Annotated in this window: 16 protein-coding genes; 2 read left to right on the top strand and 14 right to left on the bottom strand. The window is 69.1% G+C overall.

Annotation, left to right across the window (positions count from 1 at the left end):
- Nucleotides 1-10: 10 nt before the first annotated feature.
- The 13 genes from tssG to tssJ all read right to left on the bottom strand — a co-directional run bounded on the left by tssG (nt 11) and on the right by tssJ (nt 17371).
- Nucleotides 11-1102 (bottom strand): type VI secretion system baseplate subunit TssG, encoded by a 1092-nt coding sequence (tssG, locus tag QZM35_RS06120; protein WP_367620778.1) that lies wholly within the window; start codon nt 1100-1102, stop codon nt 11-13.
- Nucleotides 1103-1110: 8 nt separating this feature from the next.
- The gene (gene tssF / locus QZM35_RS06115) at nt 1111-2982 is read right to left on the bottom strand and encodes a type VI secretion system baseplate subunit TssF (protein ID WP_301775584.1); all 1872 of its coding nucleotides are present in this window, start codon (nt 2980-2982) and stop codon (nt 1111-1113) included.
- A 4-nt stretch (nt 2983-2986) separates the two neighbouring features.
- Nucleotides 2987-3544 carry a type VI secretion system baseplate subunit TssE gene (gene tssE / locus QZM35_RS06110; protein WP_089429095.1) on the bottom strand — a complete coding sequence of 186 codons (558 nt, stop codon included), beginning with the start codon at nt 3542-3544 and terminating at the stop codon, nt 2987-2989.
- A 16-nt stretch (nt 3545-3560) separates the two neighbouring features.
- A complete protein-coding gene (locus tag QZM35_RS06105; protein WP_027791618.1) occupies nt 3561-4052 on the bottom strand; it encodes a type VI secretion system tube protein Hcp in 492 nt (163 codons plus the stop codon).
- Nucleotides 4053-4123: 71 nt separating this feature from the next.
- The gene (tssC, locus tag QZM35_RS06100; RefSeq protein ID WP_124576885.1) at nt 4124-5632 is read right to left on the bottom strand and encodes a type VI secretion system contractile sheath large subunit; all 1509 of its coding nucleotides are present in this window, start codon (nt 5630-5632) and stop codon (nt 4124-4126) included.
- Entirely contained in the window at nt 5625-6179 is a 555-nt protein-coding gene (gene tssB / locus QZM35_RS06095; RefSeq protein WP_089429096.1) for a type VI secretion system contractile sheath small subunit, read from the bottom strand. Before tssB ends, tssC begins: the two co-directional genes overlap by 8 nt.
- 73 nt (nt 6180-6252) lie before the next feature.
- Entirely contained in the window at nt 6253-7368 is a 1116-nt protein-coding gene (gene tssA / locus QZM35_RS06090) for a type VI secretion system protein TssA (RefSeq protein WP_301775583.1), read from the bottom strand.
- On the bottom strand, nt 7355-9718 hold the full coding sequence (locus QZM35_RS06085) for a serine/threonine-protein kinase (RefSeq protein WP_301775582.1): 2364 nt from the start codon (nt 9716-9718) through the stop codon (nt 7355-7357). Before QZM35_RS06085 ends, tssA begins: the two co-directional genes overlap by 14 nt.
- Nucleotides 9719-9802: 84 nt before the next feature.
- On the bottom strand, nt 9803-10498 hold the full coding sequence (gene tagF / locus QZM35_RS06080; RefSeq protein ID WP_301775581.1) for a type VI secretion system-associated protein TagF: 696 nt from the start codon (nt 10496-10498) through the stop codon (nt 9803-9805).
- Nucleotides 10480-14106 carry a type VI secretion system membrane subunit TssM gene (tssM, locus tag QZM35_RS06075; RefSeq protein WP_301775580.1) on the bottom strand — a complete coding sequence of 1209 codons (3627 nt, stop codon included), beginning with the start codon at nt 14104-14106 and terminating at the stop codon, nt 10480-10482. The genes tagF and tssM overlap by 19 nt, the downstream gene beginning before the upstream one ends.
- Nucleotides 14107-14108: 2 nt before the next feature.
- Nucleotides 14109-15431, bottom strand: a complete 1323-nt coding sequence (locus QZM35_RS06070) for a DotU family type VI secretion system protein (RefSeq protein ID WP_089427478.1) — start codon at nt 15429-15431, stop codon at nt 14109-14111.
- A 15-nt stretch (nt 15432-15446) separates the two neighbouring features.
- Nucleotides 15447-16859 (bottom strand): type VI secretion system baseplate subunit TssK, encoded by a 1413-nt coding sequence (gene tssK / locus QZM35_RS06065; RefSeq protein WP_301775579.1) that lies wholly within the window; start codon nt 16857-16859, stop codon nt 15447-15449.
- Nucleotides 16856-17371: a type VI secretion system lipoprotein TssJ gene (tssJ, locus tag QZM35_RS06060; RefSeq protein WP_089427480.1), complete on the bottom strand. Its 516-nt coding sequence runs from the start codon at nt 17369-17371 to the stop codon at nt 16856-16858. The genes tssK and tssJ overlap by 4 nt, the downstream gene beginning before the upstream one ends.
- Before the next feature lie 629 nt (nt 17372-18000).
- On the opposite strand from tssJ, the gene QZM35_RS06055 reads away from it, so the two are divergent.
- Together QZM35_RS06055 and tagH are read left to right on the top strand one after the other, a co-directional pair.
- The gene (locus QZM35_RS06055) at nt 18001-18387 is read left to right on the top strand and encodes a TssQ family T6SS-associated lipoprotein (protein WP_089427481.1); all 387 of its coding nucleotides are present in this window, start codon (nt 18001-18003) and stop codon (nt 18385-18387) included.
- Nucleotides 18388-18431: 44 nt separating this feature from the next.
- A complete protein-coding gene (gene tagH, locus QZM35_RS06050) occupies nt 18432-19895 on the top strand; it encodes a type VI secretion system-associated FHA domain protein TagH (RefSeq protein WP_301775578.1) in 1464 nt (487 codons plus the stop codon).
- Between the two features lie 54 nt (nt 19896-19949).
- On the opposite strand, the gene QZM35_RS06045 is transcribed toward tagH, so the two are convergent.
- Entirely contained in the window at nt 19950-21428 is a 1479-nt protein-coding gene (locus tag QZM35_RS06045; RefSeq protein WP_301775577.1) for a diguanylate cyclase, read from the bottom strand.
- Nucleotides 21429-21568 lie beyond the last annotated feature (140 nt).

Below are 21568 nucleotides of genomic sequence, written 5' to 3'. Positions count from 1 at the left end.
CGGTTCCCGTTTAGGCGGTTTCGCGATGAAGGGGGGCGCCGCCGCGCCGCACGTCGTAGCGGACGACGAGGTCGCGCGCGGGGCCCGGTTCGAGCCGCTGCCCGAGCCACGCGGTGCGGCCGATGCCCTGCGGTGCGCCGAGCGCGATCGCGGGCACCGCGTCGGCCGCCAGTTCGAGCTGTACGTCCCAGTCGAACTCGATGCCGACGTATTCGCGCACCCATTGCGCGAGCTGCCGCGCATGCGGGCCGCCCGGCAGGAAACGGCGGTACGCGTCGAGCGACAGCGGGCCGAGCACGATCCGGAAGCGCGACTGCGCATCGCGCACCGCGACGCCGAGCGCGACGGCGCCGACCCGCAACGTCGGCCGCGTCGCGCGGATCGTGCAGCGCTGCGAACGTTCGATCGCGACCCACCGCGGCACGTGCTCGACGATGCGCGCCTCGACACCGAAATGCCGGCGCAGGATCTGCACGAGCCCTTCCGGGTTGCGCGTGTGCCGCACGAGATGGCCCGCGTGGAAATAGCGCGCATGCGGCGCGAGCGTGTCGGCGTCAGCGTGGATGTCGGCTTTCGCGGCCGGCTTGTCGCCATGCGCCGCCCGGCCGATCAGGCTCGCGATATAACCGTCGAACCGTGCGCGCTCCGGGCGATCGAGGCTCACCGTCGGCTGCGCGTCGGCCCAGGCGCGGTAGAACAGCAGGATCAGCCGGTGATGGAACAGGTCGGCGAACGCGGCGAACGTCGGATCGTCGTGCTGCGCGGCGCGTTCGTGCGCGTATTCGGTCAGGTGCGTCGGCAGCGGCCCGTTCGGGCCGAACAGCCCGAACCCGTGGATCGCGATGCGCGGCGGCATGCCGCTGCCGTCGTCGCTCACGCCGGCCAGCATCGACGCCGCGAACGCGAGCGACGGTTGCTGCCCGAGCCGCACCGGCTCGTCGCGTGGCCGCGTCGCATGGCCGAGCGGCGCGGGGCCGGGCGACAGCGCATCGAGCCAGCGCAGCGCCTGGAACAGGTCGTAGCCGTGCGGCGCGGCGCGCAGGCGTGCCCACCACGCGTCGCGGCGTGCGGCTTCGGCAGCCGGCCCGGTAGCCGGAGACATGTCGCGCTTCATATCGCGGGCCGCCTGCCGATGCGCGCCGGCCAGCGCGCGAGCGTGCCGCGCTGCGCACTGGTCAGCACGCATTCGGCGAACGCGTTGATCGACACGTGCCGCGCGAAGAACTGCTCGAGCACCGCGCCGAGCAGGAACGGGCTGTCGCCGGAGAACGCATGATCGTCGACGGTCACGTCGACCTGCACGCCGCGCCCGAACATCAGCGGGCCGGACGCCGGCAGCCGACGAAACACCGGCGAGAACGCCACGCGCAGCACGCCGTCGATCTGCCGGCGCATCGCGGCATCGGCCGGGTCGGCATGCAGGCCGAGCAGTTCGCGCAGCGCATGCGCGCCCTCTTCGTCGTCGAGATCGGTCAGCGTGTGGCGTGCGAGCCCGAGATGGCGGATCAGCCGCCACGCGGTTTGCGCATCGGCGATCGGCGGGCGCGGCCGCGACGGGCCGCGGATCGCGACGATGCTTTCGACCGGGGCCGACACGCGCAGCGTGAACGTGTTCGCATCGCCCGGTGGCTGCAGCAGCACGAGATCGCGATTCGTGCACAGGGTATCGGCCGCCAGGTAACGCATCGTTTCGTCGTACGGCGCGCACTGGCTGTCGACGAGCGACACGTAGGTCTCGCTGCCGACGTAGCCGGTGCGCGTGCCGTTCGCACGTGCCTGAGAAGAGACCAGCCTCGGTTCGCGCCGCACCGTGTAGTAAGCGCCGTGATTACCGTCGTCGCTCGCGAACGACGCATGAAACGGCCGGAATTCGCGCGACTGGCCATCGTCGCGCTGCTCGCTCGCGAGCCGCTGCACCGCATAGACCTCATAGTCGAGCGGCCGGCTGCGATCGACGACGACATGGTGCTCGCGCGCGCCCGGCTGCAGCGGAATGCGGTCGGCGCGGCGCGCGAACAGGTTCACGGCCGGCGTGCAGTTCAGCGCGAGGTGTTTCGCGCTGACGGCCGCCTCGAGCGCCGCATCGTGGCGATCGAACAGCACGGTCAGTTCGAACGCGTCGCCGGTCGCACGCGCAAGCGCGGCGCGCAGCCCGCCGATGCTGAAGAACAGGAAACGCGCCGGAAACGCGAAATACTCGCGCAGCAGCCGGTAGCCGTGGAAGCTGCGGCCGTCGTCGGGCAGGATCGCCTGTGCGGGATCGAAGCCCTCGTGGACGATCGCGTCGGCATCGAGCGTATGCAGCCAGCGCGGCGGCTGCGCCGGATCGTGGCACACGACGCCGAGCGCATGCGCGGCGATCAGTTCGAGCAGATGCAGCGCGTCGCGTTCGGGGCCGGCGAGATGGAACGTCAGCCGGTCGAGCGGCAACTGGGACAGTTTGGCACCGCCGCGCGCCTCCAACCGGATGCGCAGCGCGCCGCGCACGTCCTGCCGCGCGGCGAACGCGCCGCGCGGCAGCCACGACGGCGCGCCGGTGACGGTCGCATCGGTCAGTTCGAGCGGCCACAGCGTCAGGTCATGCGCGGTGCGGAATTCGCAGGCGGTCTGCTCGGACGCGGCCGGACGCGCGCGCAGCGCGGTGCCGGCCGGCAGCCGCCAGCCTTGCGCCAGGCTGCCTTCGTTCAGCAGCGGCGCGAACCGCACGATCGCCATCGACGGCAGCGGCGCGATATAGCCGGGATAAACGGCATCGAGCAGCGCCTGCGTGAAGCGCGGAAACTCGGCGTCCATCTTGAGCTGCACGCGCGCGGTGAGGAAGCTGAAGCCTTCGAGCAGCCGCTCGACGTACGGATCGGGCGGCCCCGATTCGTTGAGCCGCAGCCGCGCGGCCACTTTCGGGAACTGCTGCGCGAATTCGCCGCCGAGCTCGCGCAGGTACGCGAGTTCGCGGTTGTAGTAGTCGAGCAGGCGCGTATCCATCGCGTCAGGCCCCCGCCACCGATTGCAGCGACATCGCGCCCGTCTCGAGATCGAGGTCGGAGCGCAGCACGAATTCGAGCGGATGCGGGATCGACCACAGCGTGCCGCGAATCTCGAACAGCAACACGTTGTGGCGCCGTTCGCCGGCGCGGCCGCCGGCCGCGTCGATCACGCTGCGGACTTCGACGCTGTCGGGCGCGATGCGCGGCTCGAAGCGGAGGATCGCGTCGCGGATCGACGCCTCGACCGACATCCGCTCGACGCCCGACATCGGCTTGCCCACGAGCGGCCGCATCCCGTAGTTGAGCACCGACGCCTGCGCGTGCGTGAACGCCGACCAGTCGACGAAGCCGTCCTCGGCGTTGCGCGTGTTGAGCAGCCACGCGAGATCGCGCAGCACGGCCGCACGCAGGCGTTCCGTGCCGATCCACTGCGCGCCGGGCGCTTCGGCGGCGCGCTGCGGCGTGTCGTCGGTGAGCCGGTCGAGCAGCGCGGGCTGGAGCCGGTCGCGCAGGCTGCCTTCCCGGCTGTCGCGGCCGTCGCGGGTTCGCGGGTCGTCCATCGTCATCTCCGCGCCGTCACATCTCGGTGTTTTCCTTGATGTTCCAGCCGACGGTCACCTCCGCGCCCTTGCCGCCGTTGTCGTTCTGCTGCCAGTACTGCTTCTTCACCTTCGCGGCCTGGAAGCCGTAATGCATCATCAGCCGGTCGGCGACGTCGCCCGGATCGATGCCCGCGACCTGCGCGGACGTGACGAGCACCTCCTGCAGCGTCACGCGCATGAACTCGACCTGCGTGCCGCCCGTCTTGCATGCGGAGATCTCGACCGACGACAGATGCTTGCCGTTCGCGCAGTTCTTGATGATCGCGGGCGCGCCCTTGTCCATGTATGCGGCGACGACGAGATCGTTGAAGCTCGCCTTGCCCGCGTTGCCGCCGCTGCCGCTCGCCATCGCGCCCGGCTGGCTCGCGCCCCACGTGAACGACTGGATGTCGGTCCAGCCCTTGTGCTGCGCGTCCGCCGATTCGCCGGTCACGCCGTCCACCTTCATAAACATTGCCACGCCCATTGCCGTCTCCGTTTCAGTGCGATGTCAGGATGAATGCCGCGTTGAATGCCGATCGTTGCTTGCTGCGCTGCTCACTCGTTGGCCGCCTTCGCGGTCGGCAGCCGCGAGATGAGCCGCAGCGACACCGTGAGCCCTTCGAGCTGGTAGTGCGGCCGCAGGAAGAATTTCGACGTGTAGTAGCCGGGGTTGTCCTCGACCTCGTCGACCACCACCTGCGCGGCCGCGAGCGGCTTGCGCGCCTTGGTTTCCTGCGACGAGTTGATGGGGTCGCCGTCGACGTAGTTCATGATCCAGTCGTTCAGCCAGCGCTCCATGTCGTCGCGTTCGCGGAACGAGCCGATCTTGTCGCGCACGATGCACTTCAGGTAATGCGCGAAGCGGCAGCACGCGAACAGGTATGGCAGGCGGCCGGACAGCCGCGCGTTCGCGGTCGCGTCGGGATCGTGGTACTCGGCCGGCTGGTACAGCGACTGCGCGCCGATGAACGCCGCGAAATCCGAGTTCTTCCGGTGTACGAACGGCATGAAGCCGTTCTTCGCGAGCTCGGCCTCGCGGCGGTCGCTGATCGCGATCTCGGTCGGGCATTTCTGGTCGACGCCGCCGTCGTCGGTCGGGAACGTGTGGCTCGGCAGCCCTTCGACCGCCCCGCCCGATTCGACGCCGCGGATCGACGAACACCAGCCGAACTGCTTGAACGAGCGGTTGATGTTCGCGGCCATCGCATACGCCGAATTCGCCCACGTGTAGCGGTCGTGGTTCGCGGCGTCGGTGTCTTCCTCGAAGTCGAATTCGTCGACCGGGTTGGTGCGCGCGCCGTACGGCAGCCGCGCGAGAAAGCGCGGCATCGCGAGGCCGATGTAGCGCGAATCCTCCGACTGCCGCAGGCTGCGCCACGCCGCGTATTCGGTGTTCTGGAAGATCTTCGTCAGGTCGCGCGGGTTCGACAGCTCCTGCCACGAATCCATCTGCATCAGCTCCGGCGATGCACCGGCGATGAACGGCGCGTGCGCGGCCGCCGCGATCTTCGACAGCTCGCCGAGCATCTCGACGTCCGGCGGGCTGTGGTTGAAATGGAAATCGCCGACCAGGCAGCCGAACGGCTCGCCGCCGAATTGCCCGTATTCCTCTTCGTAGATCTTGCGGAACAGCGGGCTCTGATCCCACGCGACGCCCTTGTAGCGCTTCAGCACCCGCGCGACCTCGTTGCGCGACGCCGGCAGCGCCTTGATCTTCAGCAGCTCGTCGGTCTCGGTGTGCGTGACGAGGTAATGCAGCCCGCGCCACGCGCCTTCGAGCGTCTGGAACTCGTTGTGATGCAGGATCTGGTTGATCTGCTCGGACAGCTTGCGGTCGATCTCCGCGATGATCTGCTTCACGCTGCCGTACGCATCGGTCGTCATGCCGACCGTGTGTTCGAGCGCCTGCTGCGCGAGCGTGCGCACCGCGCGCTCGACCGACTCGCGCGCCTCGGCCGTCTTCGGCTTGAACTCCTTCTGCAGCAGTGCGGCGAATTCGTCGTGCGCGACGGCCGGTTGTGCGGCGTCGCGCGTATCCGCGCGGGATTGGACGGGATCATTCATCGCGGGCCTCCGGTTGGGTCGCGTCGCCCCCCTGCGCGGGCTCGTGCGGGTTGCGCACGAGCGTCTTCAGCAGGTCGGGATCGTTGATCGCGCGCTCGATCAGCTGCTCGGCGCCATGCTTGCCGTCCATGTACGACAGCAGGTTCGACAGCTCGGTGCGCGCCTCCAGCAGCCGGCGCAGCGCGTCGACGTTGCGCGCGATCGCGGCCGGCGAGAAATCGTCGATCTGCTCGAACGTCATGTCGACGTTGAGCATCCCTTCGCCCGTCAGCGTGTTCGGCACCTGGAACGCGACACGCGGCGCGATCGATTTCATCCGCTCGTCGAAGTTGTCGACGTCGATCTCGAGAAATTTCCGCTCCGGCAAGTCCGGCAACGGCTCCGCACGCTTGCCCGCCAGGTCCGAAATCACGCCCATCACGAACGGCAACTGCACCTTGCGTTCGGCGCCGTAGGTCTCGACGTCGTACTCGATCTGCACGCGCGGCGCCCGATTGCGCGCGATGAACTTCTGTCCGCTGCCTGCCGCCTTGGTTCTGTCCGTCATCGTCCACTCCTTCACATCGATCAGGTTGCGCAGTTGGTCGTCACCGCCCACATCGCGGCGGCGCTCGCTCGTTTCATTCGCTCCGCTCGCCGCTCAGCAGATCCAGCTTCGGCAGGCTCTCCGGCGCGAGATCGCGGATGATTTCGTAGAAGTCGAGCGCGAGCAGCCGTTGCGCGCGCCGCAGCAGCAGCGGCGCCGGATGGCTCGGCTCGTGTTGCTCGAAATAGCGGCACATCTTGTCGAGACCGATGCGCACGTCGTCGCGGCTCGTGACCTCGGCATCGCGCCAGGCGTGCGCGTTCGGTCGTGCCGCCGGCGCGGTTGCGGCAACGCCTGGCGGCGCCGTGTCGCCGGGCGCGGCCTGCTGCATGTCGGGCGACACCGGTTGCGGCTCGGGCAGCGGCACGTCGCGCACGATCCGTTGCAGCGCCTTCTCGGCGTCGCCTTCGTCGGGCGCCCATTCGCGGCCCAGCCTGTCCGTCACGCCCACGCGGATCGCCTCCAGTGCGTGCAGTGCCGCGCGCGCCGCGTCGAGCGGCGTCGTGCCGTCGCTGCGCGCGGCCGACAGCGCAGCCAGCAGGCTTTCGCGGCTGCCCGCCACGGGGCTGCCGGTGTCGTCGCGGCCGTCGAGCAGCCGTTCCGCGTCGCGCACGCTCGGGCCGCCGTCGAACAGCGGCTGGCGCCGCGCCGCGCGCGCGCAGTCGTGCGCGCCGGCTATCTCGGCGAGCGCGTTCATCCGCAATGTCGGGTCCGGTTCGCCGTCCGCGTCGAGCCGCGGATGCAGGTCGTCCCAGCGGCGTTCGAGCAGGTTCGCGACGAGCGCAAGCGCGTCCGCGTAGCCCGGAATACCGTGTTGCTCGGTCCAGCTTCGCGCGAGACAGGCGATGACGCGCAGATCCTTCGTGCGCGCCGACAGCGCCAGCGCGAGCCGCTCGACCGCCCGCCAGTCGGGCGCCTCGGCCGGGATCACGGTGTCGCCGTATTGCTGCTCGGCACGCGGCGTCGCGCGCTCCTGCAGTTGCAGGAACTCGGCGTCGTATTCGAGGTTCGCGCCGCACGGCGCATCGGGCGCGACGTCCGCGAGCAGTTGGCCGATCAGGTCGGCGCGCGGGGTCGCCGGCAGGCCGGGCGGCACCGTGGCATGTGCGGCGGCGGCCAGCGCCGCCTGGCTGACGTCATTCGAATGCATAGTCGATGTTGACCGGTTTGCTGCCGAAGTCGATCGCCACGGTGCGGTGCAACGGCGGCAGCGAGCCGTTGCGGATCTCGATCACGTAGACGCCCGGCGTCAGCGATACGGAGCGCAGCGGCGGGCTCGCACCGCGCCGCGCGCCGTTCACGTAGATGTCGCCCCAGGGCCGCACGTTGAAACGCACCTGCACGGTTTCCTGCGCCTTCGGCGGACGCGGCTGCGACTCGGCCGTTGGCGCGGTGACGGCGGCGACAGCAGTCTCGGCCTCCGACGGCGCCTTCGGTGCGGGTGTCGGCGCGGTCGCCGGTGTGGCGGCCGCTTCCGACGGCGGCACGTTGACGACGCGTTCCGACGAATCGAGGCTGCCGGCGGGCGCGATGCCCGAGCTGGAGCCCGACGGCGACGGGGCCGGGTTCGTGACGGTGGTCGCAACCTGCGGCGCGGGCGTGGCGGCTTCGACGGCAGGCGCGCTGGCCGGTGCGGCGACGACGGGGGGCGGTGGAACCTGCGCGGACGATCCGGCCGGGAGGCTCGACGGCGGCACGACGGTCGGTGTCGGCCCTTGCTGGGCCAGCGTGGCGCCCGGCGTGCTCGCGGGCGGTGACGTGCCGGCCTGCGGCTGGCTGGCGGCCGGCGCGGCCTCGTCGGCGACGCGGGCGGGACGCGACAGATAAGTCGCCGCGAGGCCGACGGCGATCAACGCAACGAGCGCGCTGCCGACGTAGACCGGCAGCCGGCGGTTGCGCGATCCCGGCGGAGCGTGGTCGCGTTGGGCGCCGGTCGGCCCGGATGCGCCACTCGATGACGAGGCCGACGCCGATGCGGCGGGATGCGGTGCGCTCAAACCAGCGGTGCCGGCAGTCGCGGATGCGTTCGCATTCCCGGAACCCGCCGCACCGCGTGCACCGACGCCGGTGTCGGTCGTTGGGGATCGCGTACCGGCTGCGTCGTGTGTGTCAGTTCGTGCAGCAGACGCTTCTTGCGCGCGTTCGACGTTTCCGTTCGCCGTTTCGGATTCGACCGGCTTTTCAACCGGTTTCGCAGGCGATTGAGACGCATGCGATGCAGCAGACGCTGCCAGCGAGCCCGCAGCCGCAACGGCGGCGCCTTGCGCGACGGTTTGGGACGTCGAACGCATATCGGCCGCCGGCTTGGCGCCGGACACGCCAGGCGCTGCGGATGCCGTGTGCGTGGGTGTAGACACATGATCTGCACCACCGGCTGTCGACGCCCGCCCATCCGCCGCAGCGTTGCCCGAAGCGGTCCCGCCCGCGCCGATCGAAGCCGCGCCAACAGCCGACGCCGTACCGGACGCAGCCGAAGCCTCCCCCTTCCCTTCCCCGCTCCTGCCTGCATCACCCACCGGCGGCACGACCGCCGCGCCATATCCGCCACCCGTCCCGACGTCCCGCAACCCGAGCTCCGCCGCGAACGCCGCGACCGATTCCGGCCGATCCGGAATCCGCAACTGCAGCGCATGATCGACCGCCGCGAGAAAGGCCGGGCTGTACACCTCGCCGGCGGGCAGTTCGCGCGACGCGAGCGGCCGGTACGTGTCCTTGATGCTGCGCACGACGGCCGCGGGCGGCAGCTCGCCGGTGATCATCGCGTGCATCACCGCGCCGAGCGCATAGAGGTCGGTCCACGGCCCCTGGCTGAACGCGGGATCGTCGGTGTACTGCTCGATCGGCGCGTAGCCGGGCTTGATCATCATCGCGCCGTCGTCGACCAGGTCGCCGATCCGTTTGCGCGCCGCGCCGAAGTCGAGCAGGATCGCGCTGCCGTTCGGGCGGATCAGCACGTTGTCGAGCGCGACGTCGCGATGGAAGCACTGCGCGCGATGCAGCGTGTCGAGCGCGCCGAGCAGCGCGCCGACGATATTGCGCAACTGCGTCTCGCTGATCCGCATCCCGCCGTCGAGCAGCTGCTTGAGCGTGCGCCCTTCGTAGAACGGCATCACCATGTACGCGGTGCCGTGGCTTTCCCAGAAATGCAGGACCTTGACGAGCCCCGGATGGTCGAATTGCGCGAGCAGGCGCGCTTCGTTGAGGAACGCGCCGCGGCCGGCGTCGAAGGCCTGCGCGAACCGCTCGGAGCGTAGCGACACCGTGTAGTCGCCGCCGCGCGTGGCCAGCATCGACGGCATGTATTCCTTGATCGCGACCGCGCGCCGCAACGTGCGGTCGAATGCGCGATAGACGATCCCGAAGCCGCCGATGCCCAGCACCTCGTCGAGCTGCAGTTCGCCCAGGCGATGGCCGAGCGGCAGCGGCCGCACCGTGAATTCGGATGCGTCGCCGCGTGTCGCCGTGTCGTGCTCGTTGTCTCTCGATCCAGCGTCCTTCATCTCCACCACCTCTCGAAACCGCGTCCTTTCCACTCGCCGCACCCGCCGCGCCCGGCGGCCCGCCGTCGGTCAGCCGGGGGCCCGCTAGCTGCCGCCGAACAGCGTCAGGAACAGCGCGTTGTCGGGCGTGCCCGTATGCGCATGCGTGCGCAGCGGCGATCCGTCCGCGCGGTTGGTCCACCAGAAACTCGTGCCGCCGTGCGGATCGAAGTAACCGGACAGCCCGGGCCACGCGGCCGGGGCCGGCCGTTCCGGCGGCGGCGCCGGCATGCCGTCGACGATGTCGGCGTAGGTGTCGTCGCGCTGCGTGAGCCGCACGCGTTCCAGCATCTGCTCGAGATCGCCGGGCGCGCGGGCATGGCGGATCGTGTCGAGCAGCGCCTGGCCGACCTGCCAGTAGAACGTGTCGGCGGCATCCGGCAGCCCGTTCCAGTAATCGGCGGCGCGCATCGGCAGCGTCACGATCACCGGGTAGTAGCGCCCCACCCGGTCGCAGCTCGGCGCGAGGCAGCCCGGCTGCACGCACGACGCACCCGCGCCCGCCGGAATCAGGAAATTCCAGACCGGCGCGACCGTGTAGTGGCGCTCGATCTCGTCCGCGCCGCGCTGGCGCATCGCGGCCATGCCCTGCTGGAGCCAGCGCTCCCACCACAGCGCGAGCGCATGCGGCAGCCGGCTGTTCACGAAGTCGCCGGCGCCGGGAATCTTCCCGTACCAGGCCGGCGCATCGCCGTCGGTACGCGTGAACGGCGGTGTCGGGCTCATGGCTTCGGCGGGCATGTAAAGGACTCCATCTGGGGCAGCCTGAACGGGTTGCGGACACTGCCCGCATTCACTTGCAGCACGATCGGTTTGCCGTCGACCGTGAACCGCGCAATCATCTGGTCGGAACCGCGCCCGGCGGACACCCCCGCGCGGTCGAACAGCCGGTGCAGCGCCCACGGCCCGTCGGTCGAGAAGCCTTCGGTCGCGCCGGCCTGCCCGGACACCTGCAGCCGCACCTGGTTGCTGCCGCGCGGGCCCGGCCAGTTCACCGCGCTCTGCACGAGCGGGCCGTGCGCGTAGCGGACGATCTGCCCGTCGACGTCGAGCACCATCTCCGTGATCGACGGGTCCATTTCGAGCGGCTGGATCTGCACCTTCAACTGCGCGGTGCGCGCGCCGCCGCCGAAATAGACGTCGCGGATCACCGCCGCCTTCTCGAACGACGCCAGCATCGCGGCGGCCGACGGATCGGCGTCCGCATTGCGGTTCGCGAAGCGCCACGGGTGTGACGTCGTATCGACGATCGACTGCAGGTTCTTCTGGAAGAAGTCGTCCATCAGGCCGCCGGGCGCGAACATCTGCGCGAAATCCGCCGGCGCGACGTCGCGCGCCGCGCCGCGCGCGAACGGATAGCGGCCTGCGATCGCCTGCCGGCAGAAGTCGCCGACGTTCGCGCCGGCCCGCGTCGCGACGCTGCGCTGCTCGACGGTCGCCACGCTGCCGTTCGCGACGTTCGACAGGTCGTCGAGCACTTCGCGGAATGGTGTCGGCAGGCGGCCGGCCTGGGCGCGCAGCTTCGCGGGCGCATCGGACGGCGGCGGCTGCGCGCCGCTCCTCAGCGCGTCGTCGGTGGCCGTCAGGTACGTGTACAGCGCGTCGATCGACTTCAGCACGTCGTTGAATGCCGACGCCTGGTCGCCGCTGCCCGGCGCGAACGCACGCAGCCCGGCGAAGTGGCTGTCGACGATCTGCTCGGCGCTCGCGGGCGCCGCCGCGGACGCACTCGAATTGCCGCCCTGGCCCGCGAAGATCTGCGACAGCGAGCTGCGCGCCTCGTCGACCTTGTCCTGCGCACGCGCCGCGAGATTGCGCGCCCCGCCCGGTGCGTCGCCGAGCGCGGTGTCCCGTGCGAGCGCCACCATCAGTCGCGTGAGCGGCGAATCGGCGGACGACAGCGCGCGCGCCACCTGGATGCTCTGCGCGAGCGTCGCGGTGCGCTGCAGCTTGATGTCGGCGAGATAGTCGTCCCAGATCTTCAGGTAGTCGTTCAGGTAGAGCTGGCGGATATCGCGCGCCCACGCCGCCGCGTCGTTCGGGCCGGGAATCTCGGACAGCCCGAGGTTCAGCACCCACACCTCCTCGCGCCCGTACGCTTCGACCTCGCCGGCCAGGCGCGGCGCGAACACGTTGCGATAGCCGTTGCGCGTGTAGAGCCCCGGCACGCCTTCCGACAGCGGCTTGCCGCTCTGCCGGCGGAATACCAGTGAAGCGTCGGGGCCGACCGCCCGCGCGACGCTGAAGTCGAACGCGGCCGTGGCCGGCCGCAGCGTCATCGTCATCTGCCGGTACAGCCGCTGCGAGAACGGCACCTGGCGCAGCCGGTCGCGCACGTCGGCCACGAGCCGCTCGTTCATCGGATACGGTGACACCGCGACCCGGTTGCCGAACAGCGCGGCAAGATGCGCACGCAGCGCGGAGCGTTCGGCCGGCGAGAAATCGGGCGGCAGCGCACGTTCCATCTCGAGGTCGACGACCGCCTGCACGAACGCGGGATCGTAGTGCGCGCTGTCGTACAGCATCAGGTACGCCTTCAGCGCCGCATACGCATATTCGGTCTCGTCGGGCCGTGCGTCGCGCAGCGCGGCCTCCATCCGGCTCGCGGCGATCGGCAGCAGCACGTCTTCGAGCGCGCGCCGGTACACGGCGTCGACGGCTTCGTCGATCTTCTCGCCCTGGAACAGCCCCCACCGGTACGCGAGCGGCGGATGCTGCAGGTCGACGCCGCCCGCATTCGCGAGGTTGCCGAGCGCGTCGAGCACGGGCAGCAGGCGCGCGACGTCGGCCGCATCGGAGAATTTCGCGCCGGCGATCTGCGCATCGACGGCCGGCACGCGCCCGGCGATCTGGTCGAGATACGCGCGGTTGTTCGAATAGCTGCGCAGCCACGCAAACAGCACGGCCACGCACACCAGCGCGAGCAGCACGTAGCCGGCGATCTGCAGCACGCGCCGCTTCTGGTGCCAGCGCAGGTCGCTGCCTGCGAGCGCGGCTTCGCGGAAGATGTGCTCCTGCAGCAGCGACTTCAGGAAGAAGCTGCGCCCGGTCGAACCGACCTGCGCGACCGGCGGCACGCCCTCGATCTTCAGGAAGCGCTTGATGCCGCTCATCACGCGATCGAACGCGGTGCCCTCCTGCGTGCCGCTCGTCAGGTAGACGCCGCGCAGCATCGGCATCGGCTCGTAGCTCGACACGGAAAACACCTCGGCGACGAACTGGCCGAGCATGTCCTGCAGGTCGGCGATCTGCTGCGGCAGCAGGTACGTCATCTCGCGCTGGCGCGCGTCGGTCTGCGCGGCGAGCAGTTCGGGCAGCCCGTCGTTCAGCCGCTGGTGCAGCAGCCGGTATTCGCGGTCGAATGCCGCGCGCAGGTCGAAGCCCGGCGCCTCGCTTTGTGCGAGCGGGAACGTGAAACCCCACACCTGCGCGCATTCCGCGCGGCCATAGCTGCTGAAATACTCGGCGAAGCCCGCGAGCAGGTCGGCCTTCGTCACGAGCAGGTACACGGGAAAGCGGATGCCGAGCTGCGCGCGCAGTTCGAGCAGCCGCTTGCGCAGCACCATCGCGTGCTGCGTGCGTTCGGCCTCCGACGCGCCGAGCAGGTCGGCCACGCTGATCGTCAGCATCGCGCCGTTCAGCGGCTGGCGTGTGCGGTATTTCTTCAGCAGGTCGACGAAGCCTTTCCATTCGGCCTCGTCGAGCGCGCGGTTGCCCTCGTGCGTCGTATAGCGGCCGGCCGTGTCGATCAGCACCGCGTCGTTCGTGAACCACCAGTCGCAATGCCGCGTGCCGCCCACGCCGCGGATCGCCGCGCGGCCGAACTGCTCGGCAAGCGGAAAGCTGAGCCCGGAATTCACGAGCGCGGTGGTCTTGCCCGAGCCCGGCGCGCCGATGAACACGTACCACGGCAGCTGATACAGATACTGGCGCGACATCCGGTCGAACCAGCGCGGCAAGCCCTTGCGCACGGTGTCGGCCTGCCCGAAGCGCACCTTCTTCAGCAGCGTCGCGGCTTCGTCGAAGCGGCTGCGCAACTCGTCGAGCTGCGCTTTCGCCGGATCGTCGGCGACAGCCGGCCCGGGCGCGGCCTCGCGCAGCTGGTTCAGCAACTGCGCGTTGAGGCGGCCGGCGCGCCAGCTGCGCCACGCGACGCGTGCGCCCCACGCGATGAACAGCACCGCGATCGTGAGCCCGCGCGCCCAGCCGCTTTCGAGCGGCCGGACCTCGGCGAACGCGAACAGCGGCCCCGCGAGCCATACGAAGCACGCGAGCACGACGAGACCGGCGAAGGTCCAGATCTCCCGCGACGGCAACGGCCGGACGAAACGCGCGACAGCCTGGTTCATGGTCAGTTGGCTCCCTGCGTGGCGCTCGCGCCGACGGCGGCACTGCCGGGCGCCGGCAGCAGCGTGATCTCGACGCGCCGGTTCAGTGCGCGGTTCGCAGGCGAATCGTTCGGCGCGACCGGATCGAGCGTGCCGCGCCCTTCCGCGGCGAGCCGTTCCGGATGGTCGAGCCGCGCGGCGATCATCCCGCGCACGGCTTCCGCGCGTTCGCGCGACAGGTCCCAGTTCGATGCGAAGCGCGCCGTATGCACGGGCGTGTCGTCGGTATAGCCGGTCACGCGCACGTTGCCGGGCACCTTGTTCAGCGCATCGGCCACGCGCGCGAGCACCGGCACGTAACGGTCGATTACCGACGTCGAGCCGGACTTGAACACCCCGTCGCCGCGCAGCACGATCACGCTGCGGTCGGCCTGGTCGCGCACCGCCACGAGGCCGGCCGCGATCTCCGGTTCCAGGAACTTCGCGATGCGCGGTGCCTGCGCCGGGCGCGGCGGCGCCTGCGCGGGTTGCAGCTTCGGCACGTGCAGCGCGTCGATCGACGCGAACAGCCGATCCGAATGCCCGGCGAGCGCGATCCGCAGCCCGACGAACACGCCGAAGCCGATCAGCAGCGCGAGCGCCACGCACACCCACAGCGGCACGCCGAAGCGGCGCGCGACGTCGCGCGTGACGACGTCGCGCCAGTGCGGCGACAACGCCGGTTCGAATTCGCCGCGCACCGAGCGGATCGTCAGCGCGAGCTGGTGGCGCAGCGCGTCGAGCTGCGCATGGCCGTTGTCGAGCACGCGATAGCGGCCCTCGAAACCGAGCGCGAGACAGAAATACAGCAGCTCGAGCAGGTCGAGATGCTGGCGCGGCTGCTGCGACAGGCGTTCGAGCAGGTGGAAGAATTTCTCGCCGCCCCACGTCTCGTTGTGGAACGACACGAGCAGGCTGTGCGACGACCACACGCTGCCGCCCCACGGCGTCAGCGCGGCGGCCTCGTCGAGCGCCGTGCACAGGCAGTAGCGCGCGCCGATGATCGCTTCCGACGGCACGCCGGCCTCCTGCGCCCGCGCCTCGAACTGCCGGATCTCGACGACCAGGTGCTCGCGCAGCCACGCGGGATTCGGGTGATGGACGGTCGAGCGGATCTGCGGCACCAGGTTGAGCAACGGATTCGCCGCGGCGACGAGCGGGTTCGTGCCGCTCGCGGCCCAGCGCCCCGGGCGCGGCTGCGTCGCGGTCGGGCCGGCCGTGCCCGCCGCGGCCGGATGCATGCCGCCCGGATTCGGCGGCACGAATCCGCCGGCGCCGGGGGAGATCGATTCGGAGGAGGAATTCATCGCGTCGCCCCGCCCTTACCCGCGTATCGCCCAGAACTCCATCGAGAGCCCAGGGAATTCGCCGGCGAAATGGAAAGCGAGACCGCCGGAGCGCGCCAGCTGCTTCCACAGGTCGCTGCCCTTGTCGATCTCGAAGTACGTATGGCCCGCGTGATACGGGATCTGCCGCGGCGCGACCGGCAACTGGCGCATCGTGATGCCCGGCAGCTGCAGCTGCACGAGATCGCGGATCCGCTCGACCGGCCCGAGCTTCGCCTGCGCGGGAAACCGTGCACGCAGGCTGTCGGCCGGCACGTCCGCGCGCACCGCGAGCACGAAGCCGGCCGTGTCGCGCAGCGCCGGGTCGGCCAGCGTCGCGACGCGGATGCCGTTGCCCGCATCGCGCAGCTCGATCTGGATCGCGTTCTGCTCGAGCACCGTCGACAGCGACCGGCGCAGCTCGGTCATCAGCTCCGCGAAGCTCGTGCGCAGGTCGTCGTGGACGTAGACCGCAAGCGACTGCGGGCGCCGGCCGGCCGCCGTGAACGTGCTCAGGTCGCAGGCGAGCTTCAGCCAGTCGCAGAACAGCGCCTCCGGGTGCGTCGACACGTGCTGCTGCGCGTGCCAGGTCAGCGCGAGATAGCGGTTCACGAGCTGCAGCAGCAGGAAATCCGCGACTTCCGACACGCCGCCGCGCCCGGGCTCCGACAGCCGTGCCGCGAGCGCTTCGCTGCGTTGCGTGAGCAGCCCGTGCAGCTCGCGCACATACGCCAGCAGCACGGTGTCGTGCTGCGCGACGAGGCGCGGCGGAATGTAGCCGTCGTCGACGAGCAGCCGCGCGTCGGTGCGCCGCTCGACGATCCGTGCGACGCCGAGCGCGTGCCAGTCGCCGGTCAGCTCGGCTTCGAGCATCAGCCGCACGTTCAGGCGGCCCGTCTGCAGCAGCGCGGGGCCGAGTGCGACCGCGTTCGCGTCGGCCACTTCGTATTCGCGGACGACGTAGCGCGCGACGTCGGCGCTGCCGTTCGCGCTATTCATGCCGTTCGCGGCATGGCTGCCGCCCGCGCCCGCACCGAACGACACCTCCTCGCCGCCGCCGCGCCACAGCGGTAGCGCGAGCACGACGAGCTGGTCCTTCGCATTGGCCGGCACGTCGAGCGGCTCGGGGAGATCGTCCGGATGGGACAGGTCGAACGGCGTGCCGTCGCGCATCACGCCCGACGCGGTGCGCAGCGCGACCTTGCCGAGCGCCAGTTGCTCGCGATCGAGTTCCAGCGTGTCGAAGCCCCAGTAGAAGCCTTGCAGCGGCAGGCAGCGCAGCGCGACGTAGCGCTCCCAGTGCCGTTCGAGCTGCTGGAAATGCTGCGGCCGCAGGAACATCCCCTCGGTCCACACCACCCGCTGGCGGAGCGCCGCGACCGGCGTCGCGGACATCGTCGGTTCGGTCATGGGCGCCCCTTCGCATCGTTCAGCGCGACGCCGCCATTGCGGACGGCGATCGACAGCTTCAGCTCGCCCGGCGACGTCTGCCAGAACTTGTAGAGATTGAGCTGCTTCGCGCGCGGCAGCGGCACCGTCAGCCGCCAGCGGTTCTTGTCGAGCATCCGGTATTCGGCGACCACGCCGATCGCGCCGGCCTCGACGTTGCCGCGATAGCGCAGCGTGCGCGACTCGCCCGGCCGCAGGATCACGCGGTCGGTGCCGAGCAGGTCCGCGCCGAGCACGTTTTCCGGCTTGTCCTGCAGCGAGAAGAAATCCGCGCTGTCGAACGACGATGCCGCGCGGAGCTGGAACACCTTCAGCACGATCGGCGAAGGCTTGCGGTTCATGTCCGGGTTGACGTCCGGCGCAACGTCAACCGTGATCGCATACGGCACCGCCGCGGCGTGCTCCGTCGCACCGCACCCCGGCAACAGCATCACGCATCCCCATACGATGAAACTGCTCGACCGCCATTGCATATGCCACCCTCGCCACCCAATAGCCGCGCGCCGGTTTTCGACTTCGAAACCGGATGATCTGATTGAAAAAGGGACAATTAATTGATCGGTAATTGTGTAACCTGCATATCCATCCATTGCAATCCGTGTCGGCAAATTATTCTTGTAAAAAGCCGGGTCATATCAATCGGGGTTTTTGAAAATCTCTTTGGCGAGATGATGGGCAATTGAATTGAGATTGGTAAATTAATGGCAAAAGTTAACCCGACCGGTGCGCCTGGGCGGCCCGGTTCTATGGCGTGGACACCTGTCGGATGGGCGCAGGACGTACGCCGACCGGCCGCCGGGCAAGGGACGCTCGCGACGCTGGTGGTGTGCCAGGCTATTCGTTTCGCACGAACGGATGCCCTGTTTTTAGTGCATTGACGTGCGCTGACCAAACAACTGACGAATCCGAAAAACACAGCGAACTATAGGCCGTTTTTCCGGTTTCACAAGCACTGAAATTCGTAGTCGATTCTGCATTCAGGGGGAAACGGATTGGCGAAATGAAACAAAACGTAACAGCTGGTTGGGTGCCGATGATTGGCACTAGAATCCAACAGCGCTTGTGTGCCACCTTCCAATTACGCCAATCTTTAATTTCAATAATGAAAGGTCGTTCATCGCTCGTTCTTTTCCTCGGCGCATGGTTGCTGGGGGCCGGCGGGTGCAGTACGTCCCCGACACAGTCGGCTGCACGCGCGACGGTCGACAGCGCGCGCGCCGCATACGACAGCGGCGACTACGGGCGCACGATCGCATTGCTGAGCCATGCGAAGGAGATCGATGGCGCCGACACCGACACGCAGGTGGCCGCGCACAAGCTCCTCGCGTTCAGCTATTGCGTGACGAACCGCATCACGCCGTGCCGCGCCGAGTTCTCGAAACTTCTCGACCTCAACCCGCGCTTCGACTTGTCCCCTGCCGAGAAGGGGCATCCGATCTGGGGGCCCGCGTTCGAATTCGCGCGCCGCAGGCATGCGTCGTCATCCTGAACGAACCGGTTTCCACGCGAGCGCTTCACCGAGCGACGTATGACATGCAACTGATCGTGATCGAACATGCCGGCGAGCCGGTCGAAAACGACTCCTACGACGCCGTCGTGTTTCATCCGCCCGGCGGCACCATCGGCCGGGCCAGCGACAACCATCTCGTGTTGCGCGACGACACGCGGCAGATATCTCGCCTGCAGGCGCTGCTGCAGGTCGGCGACGACGCGTGCCTGCTGAAGAACCTGAGCAGCGTCTCGACGATCGAGGTGAATCGCGAGCCGGTCGGCTATGCGCAGGAGCGCCCGCTCAATACCGGCGACATCATCCGCATCGGGCCGTACGTGCTGCGCGCCGAACGTGACGACGGCGGCCACGGCGACGACGCCCCGGTCATCGACATGGCGACCGATACCGGCGTGCACGTCGATCCGCCGTCGCAGGCGCGAACGTCGGCGGCGCCCTCGCCTGCATCGTCTTCGCGGATCGATACGAAAGGCGCCGGCAACCGGCTGTGGGGGCTTCTCCAGGATCGTCTCGCGCCACGCGGCAAGGCGGCGGACACCGGTACACGACCAGGTGGCCCTGCACGGCCGGATGCCGCGCAGCCCGCGAACCGCGCGGCGCAAACGGTACCGCCCGCCCCTTCACAGCGCGACCTGCACCAGCTGTCGATCGATCCGCTCGATCTGTTCGCGCAGCCGTCGGGCGATATCGGCACATCAGGCACGACGGGCACGGCATCGCATGCCGATCGCGGCCACACGGAACGCGAAGCGTCGTCCGCGACCCAGGCCGACCATGCGCCCGAGTGGACGCAACACGTGCGGGTGCAGCCCGCTGCCGCGCGCGCGGCCGATACGCATGCGCAGCCGGCCGACGAACCGGCGCCACATGCCACGCGCCCGCCGACGCCCGATGAACTGCTGAGCGCGTTCTTCGAAGGCGCGGGGCTCGATACGGCCGCCGAGTCGCATCAGTGGTCGGCCGAGCAGCTGTACATCGCGGGGCAGTTGCTGGCGCTGTTCGCGAACGGCACGGTCGAGCTGCTGTCGTCGCGCAGCATCCTGAAGCGCGAGGTGAAGGCGCACATGACGATGCTGCTCGATCGCGAGAACAACCCGCTGAAGCTGCTGCCGGACGGCGGCGCCGTGCTGCGGCAGATGTTCGGGCTGCCGCTGCCGGGTTTCATGTCGCCGCAGAGCGCGGTCAGCGACGCATTCCAGGATCTGCATGCGCACCAGATCGGCATGGTGGCTGGCATGCGCGCCGCGTTGATGGATCTGCTGACGCGCTTTTCGCCGCAACGGCTGCGCGAGCGCGACGACGCGATGCGCTGGTACGAGAAGCGCGTGCCGGTGCTGTACAAGGCGAGGATGTGGGATCGCTACGCGGCGACCCATCGCGACACGGTGTTCGCGATCGAGGACGATTTCGCGTCGGTGTTCGGCAAGGCGTTTCTGGCGGCGTACGACGCGGAAGTGGAAAGCTATCGCGGCAGCGGCCGGCATTGAACGTCGAACGGCACGCCCGCCGTCGGTGGCGGGCGGTGCGTGTCGGCGGCGGTGTCAGGTGCCCGTTTCATGCGAGGCCACCTTGTTTCGCCCCGTTTCCTTCGCGTGGTACAGCGCCTCGTCGGCCGCCTTGATCACCGACTCGACTTCCCCTTCCTGCCCGGGGGCCCAGCTTGCCACGCCGATGCTCGCGGTGACGCGCCCGAATTCGCTTTCCGCATGTTCGATCGCGAGCCCGTCGATGGCCGCGCGAATCCGTTCGGCGATCTCGGTCGCGCCCGTGGCCGGCGTATCGGGCAGGATCACGACGAATTCCTCGCCGCCATAGCGGGCGGCGGTGTCCGCGGGACGCCGGATGTTCTCGCCGATGCATCGCGCAACCGCCGCCAGCGCGTCGTCGCCGGCCTGGTGACCATACTTGTCGTTGAAGGCCTTGAAGCGGTCGACGTCGACGAACAGCAGCGAAAACACCGAGCGGGCACGGCGTGCGCGGCGCCATTCGAGATCCAGCACTTCCCCGAACGAGCGGCGATTGTTGAGCCCGGTGAGGCCGTCGGTGCGCGCGAGCATCACCAGCTCGGATTCGGCCCGCATCCTGCGCCGCAGCTGGGTGCCCAGCAAAAAGGACAGCACGATGAACGCCGCGCCGAAGGTCGCCACCAGCGCGCCGATCGTGATCGCGCGCCGCCGCCACGCCGCGTAGATGTCCTGCTCCGCCTCGGCGACCATGATGATCAGCGGCAGGTGCGGCAGCGTCTTGAAGTAATACAGGCGGCGCACGTGGTCGATCGTCGAGGTCTCGATGAACGAGCCTTCCGGCGCCGTCATGAAGTGGCGAAACGTCGCCGCCTTGCTGATGTCGCGGCCGATGGTGTGCACGTCGTACGGCTGGCGCATGAACATGATGCCGTCCCGGCCGACCAGCGAGATCGCGCCGTGCGAGCCGAGCGCGAGGCCGGCGAACAGCGTATGGAAATACTCGAGATTGACCGCGATCAGCGCAATGCCGCCGAACGAGCCGTCCGGATTCGACACGCGGCGCGTCAGTGCCACGCTGAGCGAGCCGCCGCGCAGGCGGGACGCAAACGGATCGCTGATGTAAAGCCCGGCGTTCGGATTGTCCCGGTGAACCGTAAAGTATTTGCGGTCGCCGAAATTGCCTTGTCGCGGCACGTCGTTCGCCGAATCGAGGATGATGTTGCCGGCCGAATCCAGCACGAGCATCGAACCGAGAAATTGCGCGGTCATTGCATGATCGAACAGGACGGCGCGCCGCAGGGCCGGCGTGGCCGCCATGACGTCCTGCCGCTGAAGGCCCTGGATCACCGCCTCCAGTGACAGCCCGTACAGCTCGATATTGCGCTCGATGTCGCGCTCGGCGACGAGCGCCAGATTTCGCGACGTCTCGCGTGCGCGGTCGAGCGCGTCGTGACGGCTCTGAAACAACTGCAACACGCAGAGGCCCATCAGCGCGCACGCTATCAAGGTCCCCGCCAGCACAACGTAGTACGGCGCTGCCGACCGCGGATGCATCCGTGTCCTCTCAGGTTGGGCCGACGCTGACGCACCGGTTGTTATGGTTTCTTCTGAATAAGCTATACCAAAAAGTGTGACATCCGGGTACGAGGAGCAGTCCGTACTTGCCAGTTGGCTGACGGCGTGAGCTTAGGGGC

The sequence above is a fragment of the Burkholderia sp. AU45274 genome, assembly GCF_030482505.1.
Lineage (GTDB): Bacteria > Pseudomonadota > Gammaproteobacteria > Burkholderiales > Burkholderiaceae > Burkholderia.
This window is presented reverse-complemented; position numbering and strand designations above follow the sequence as displayed.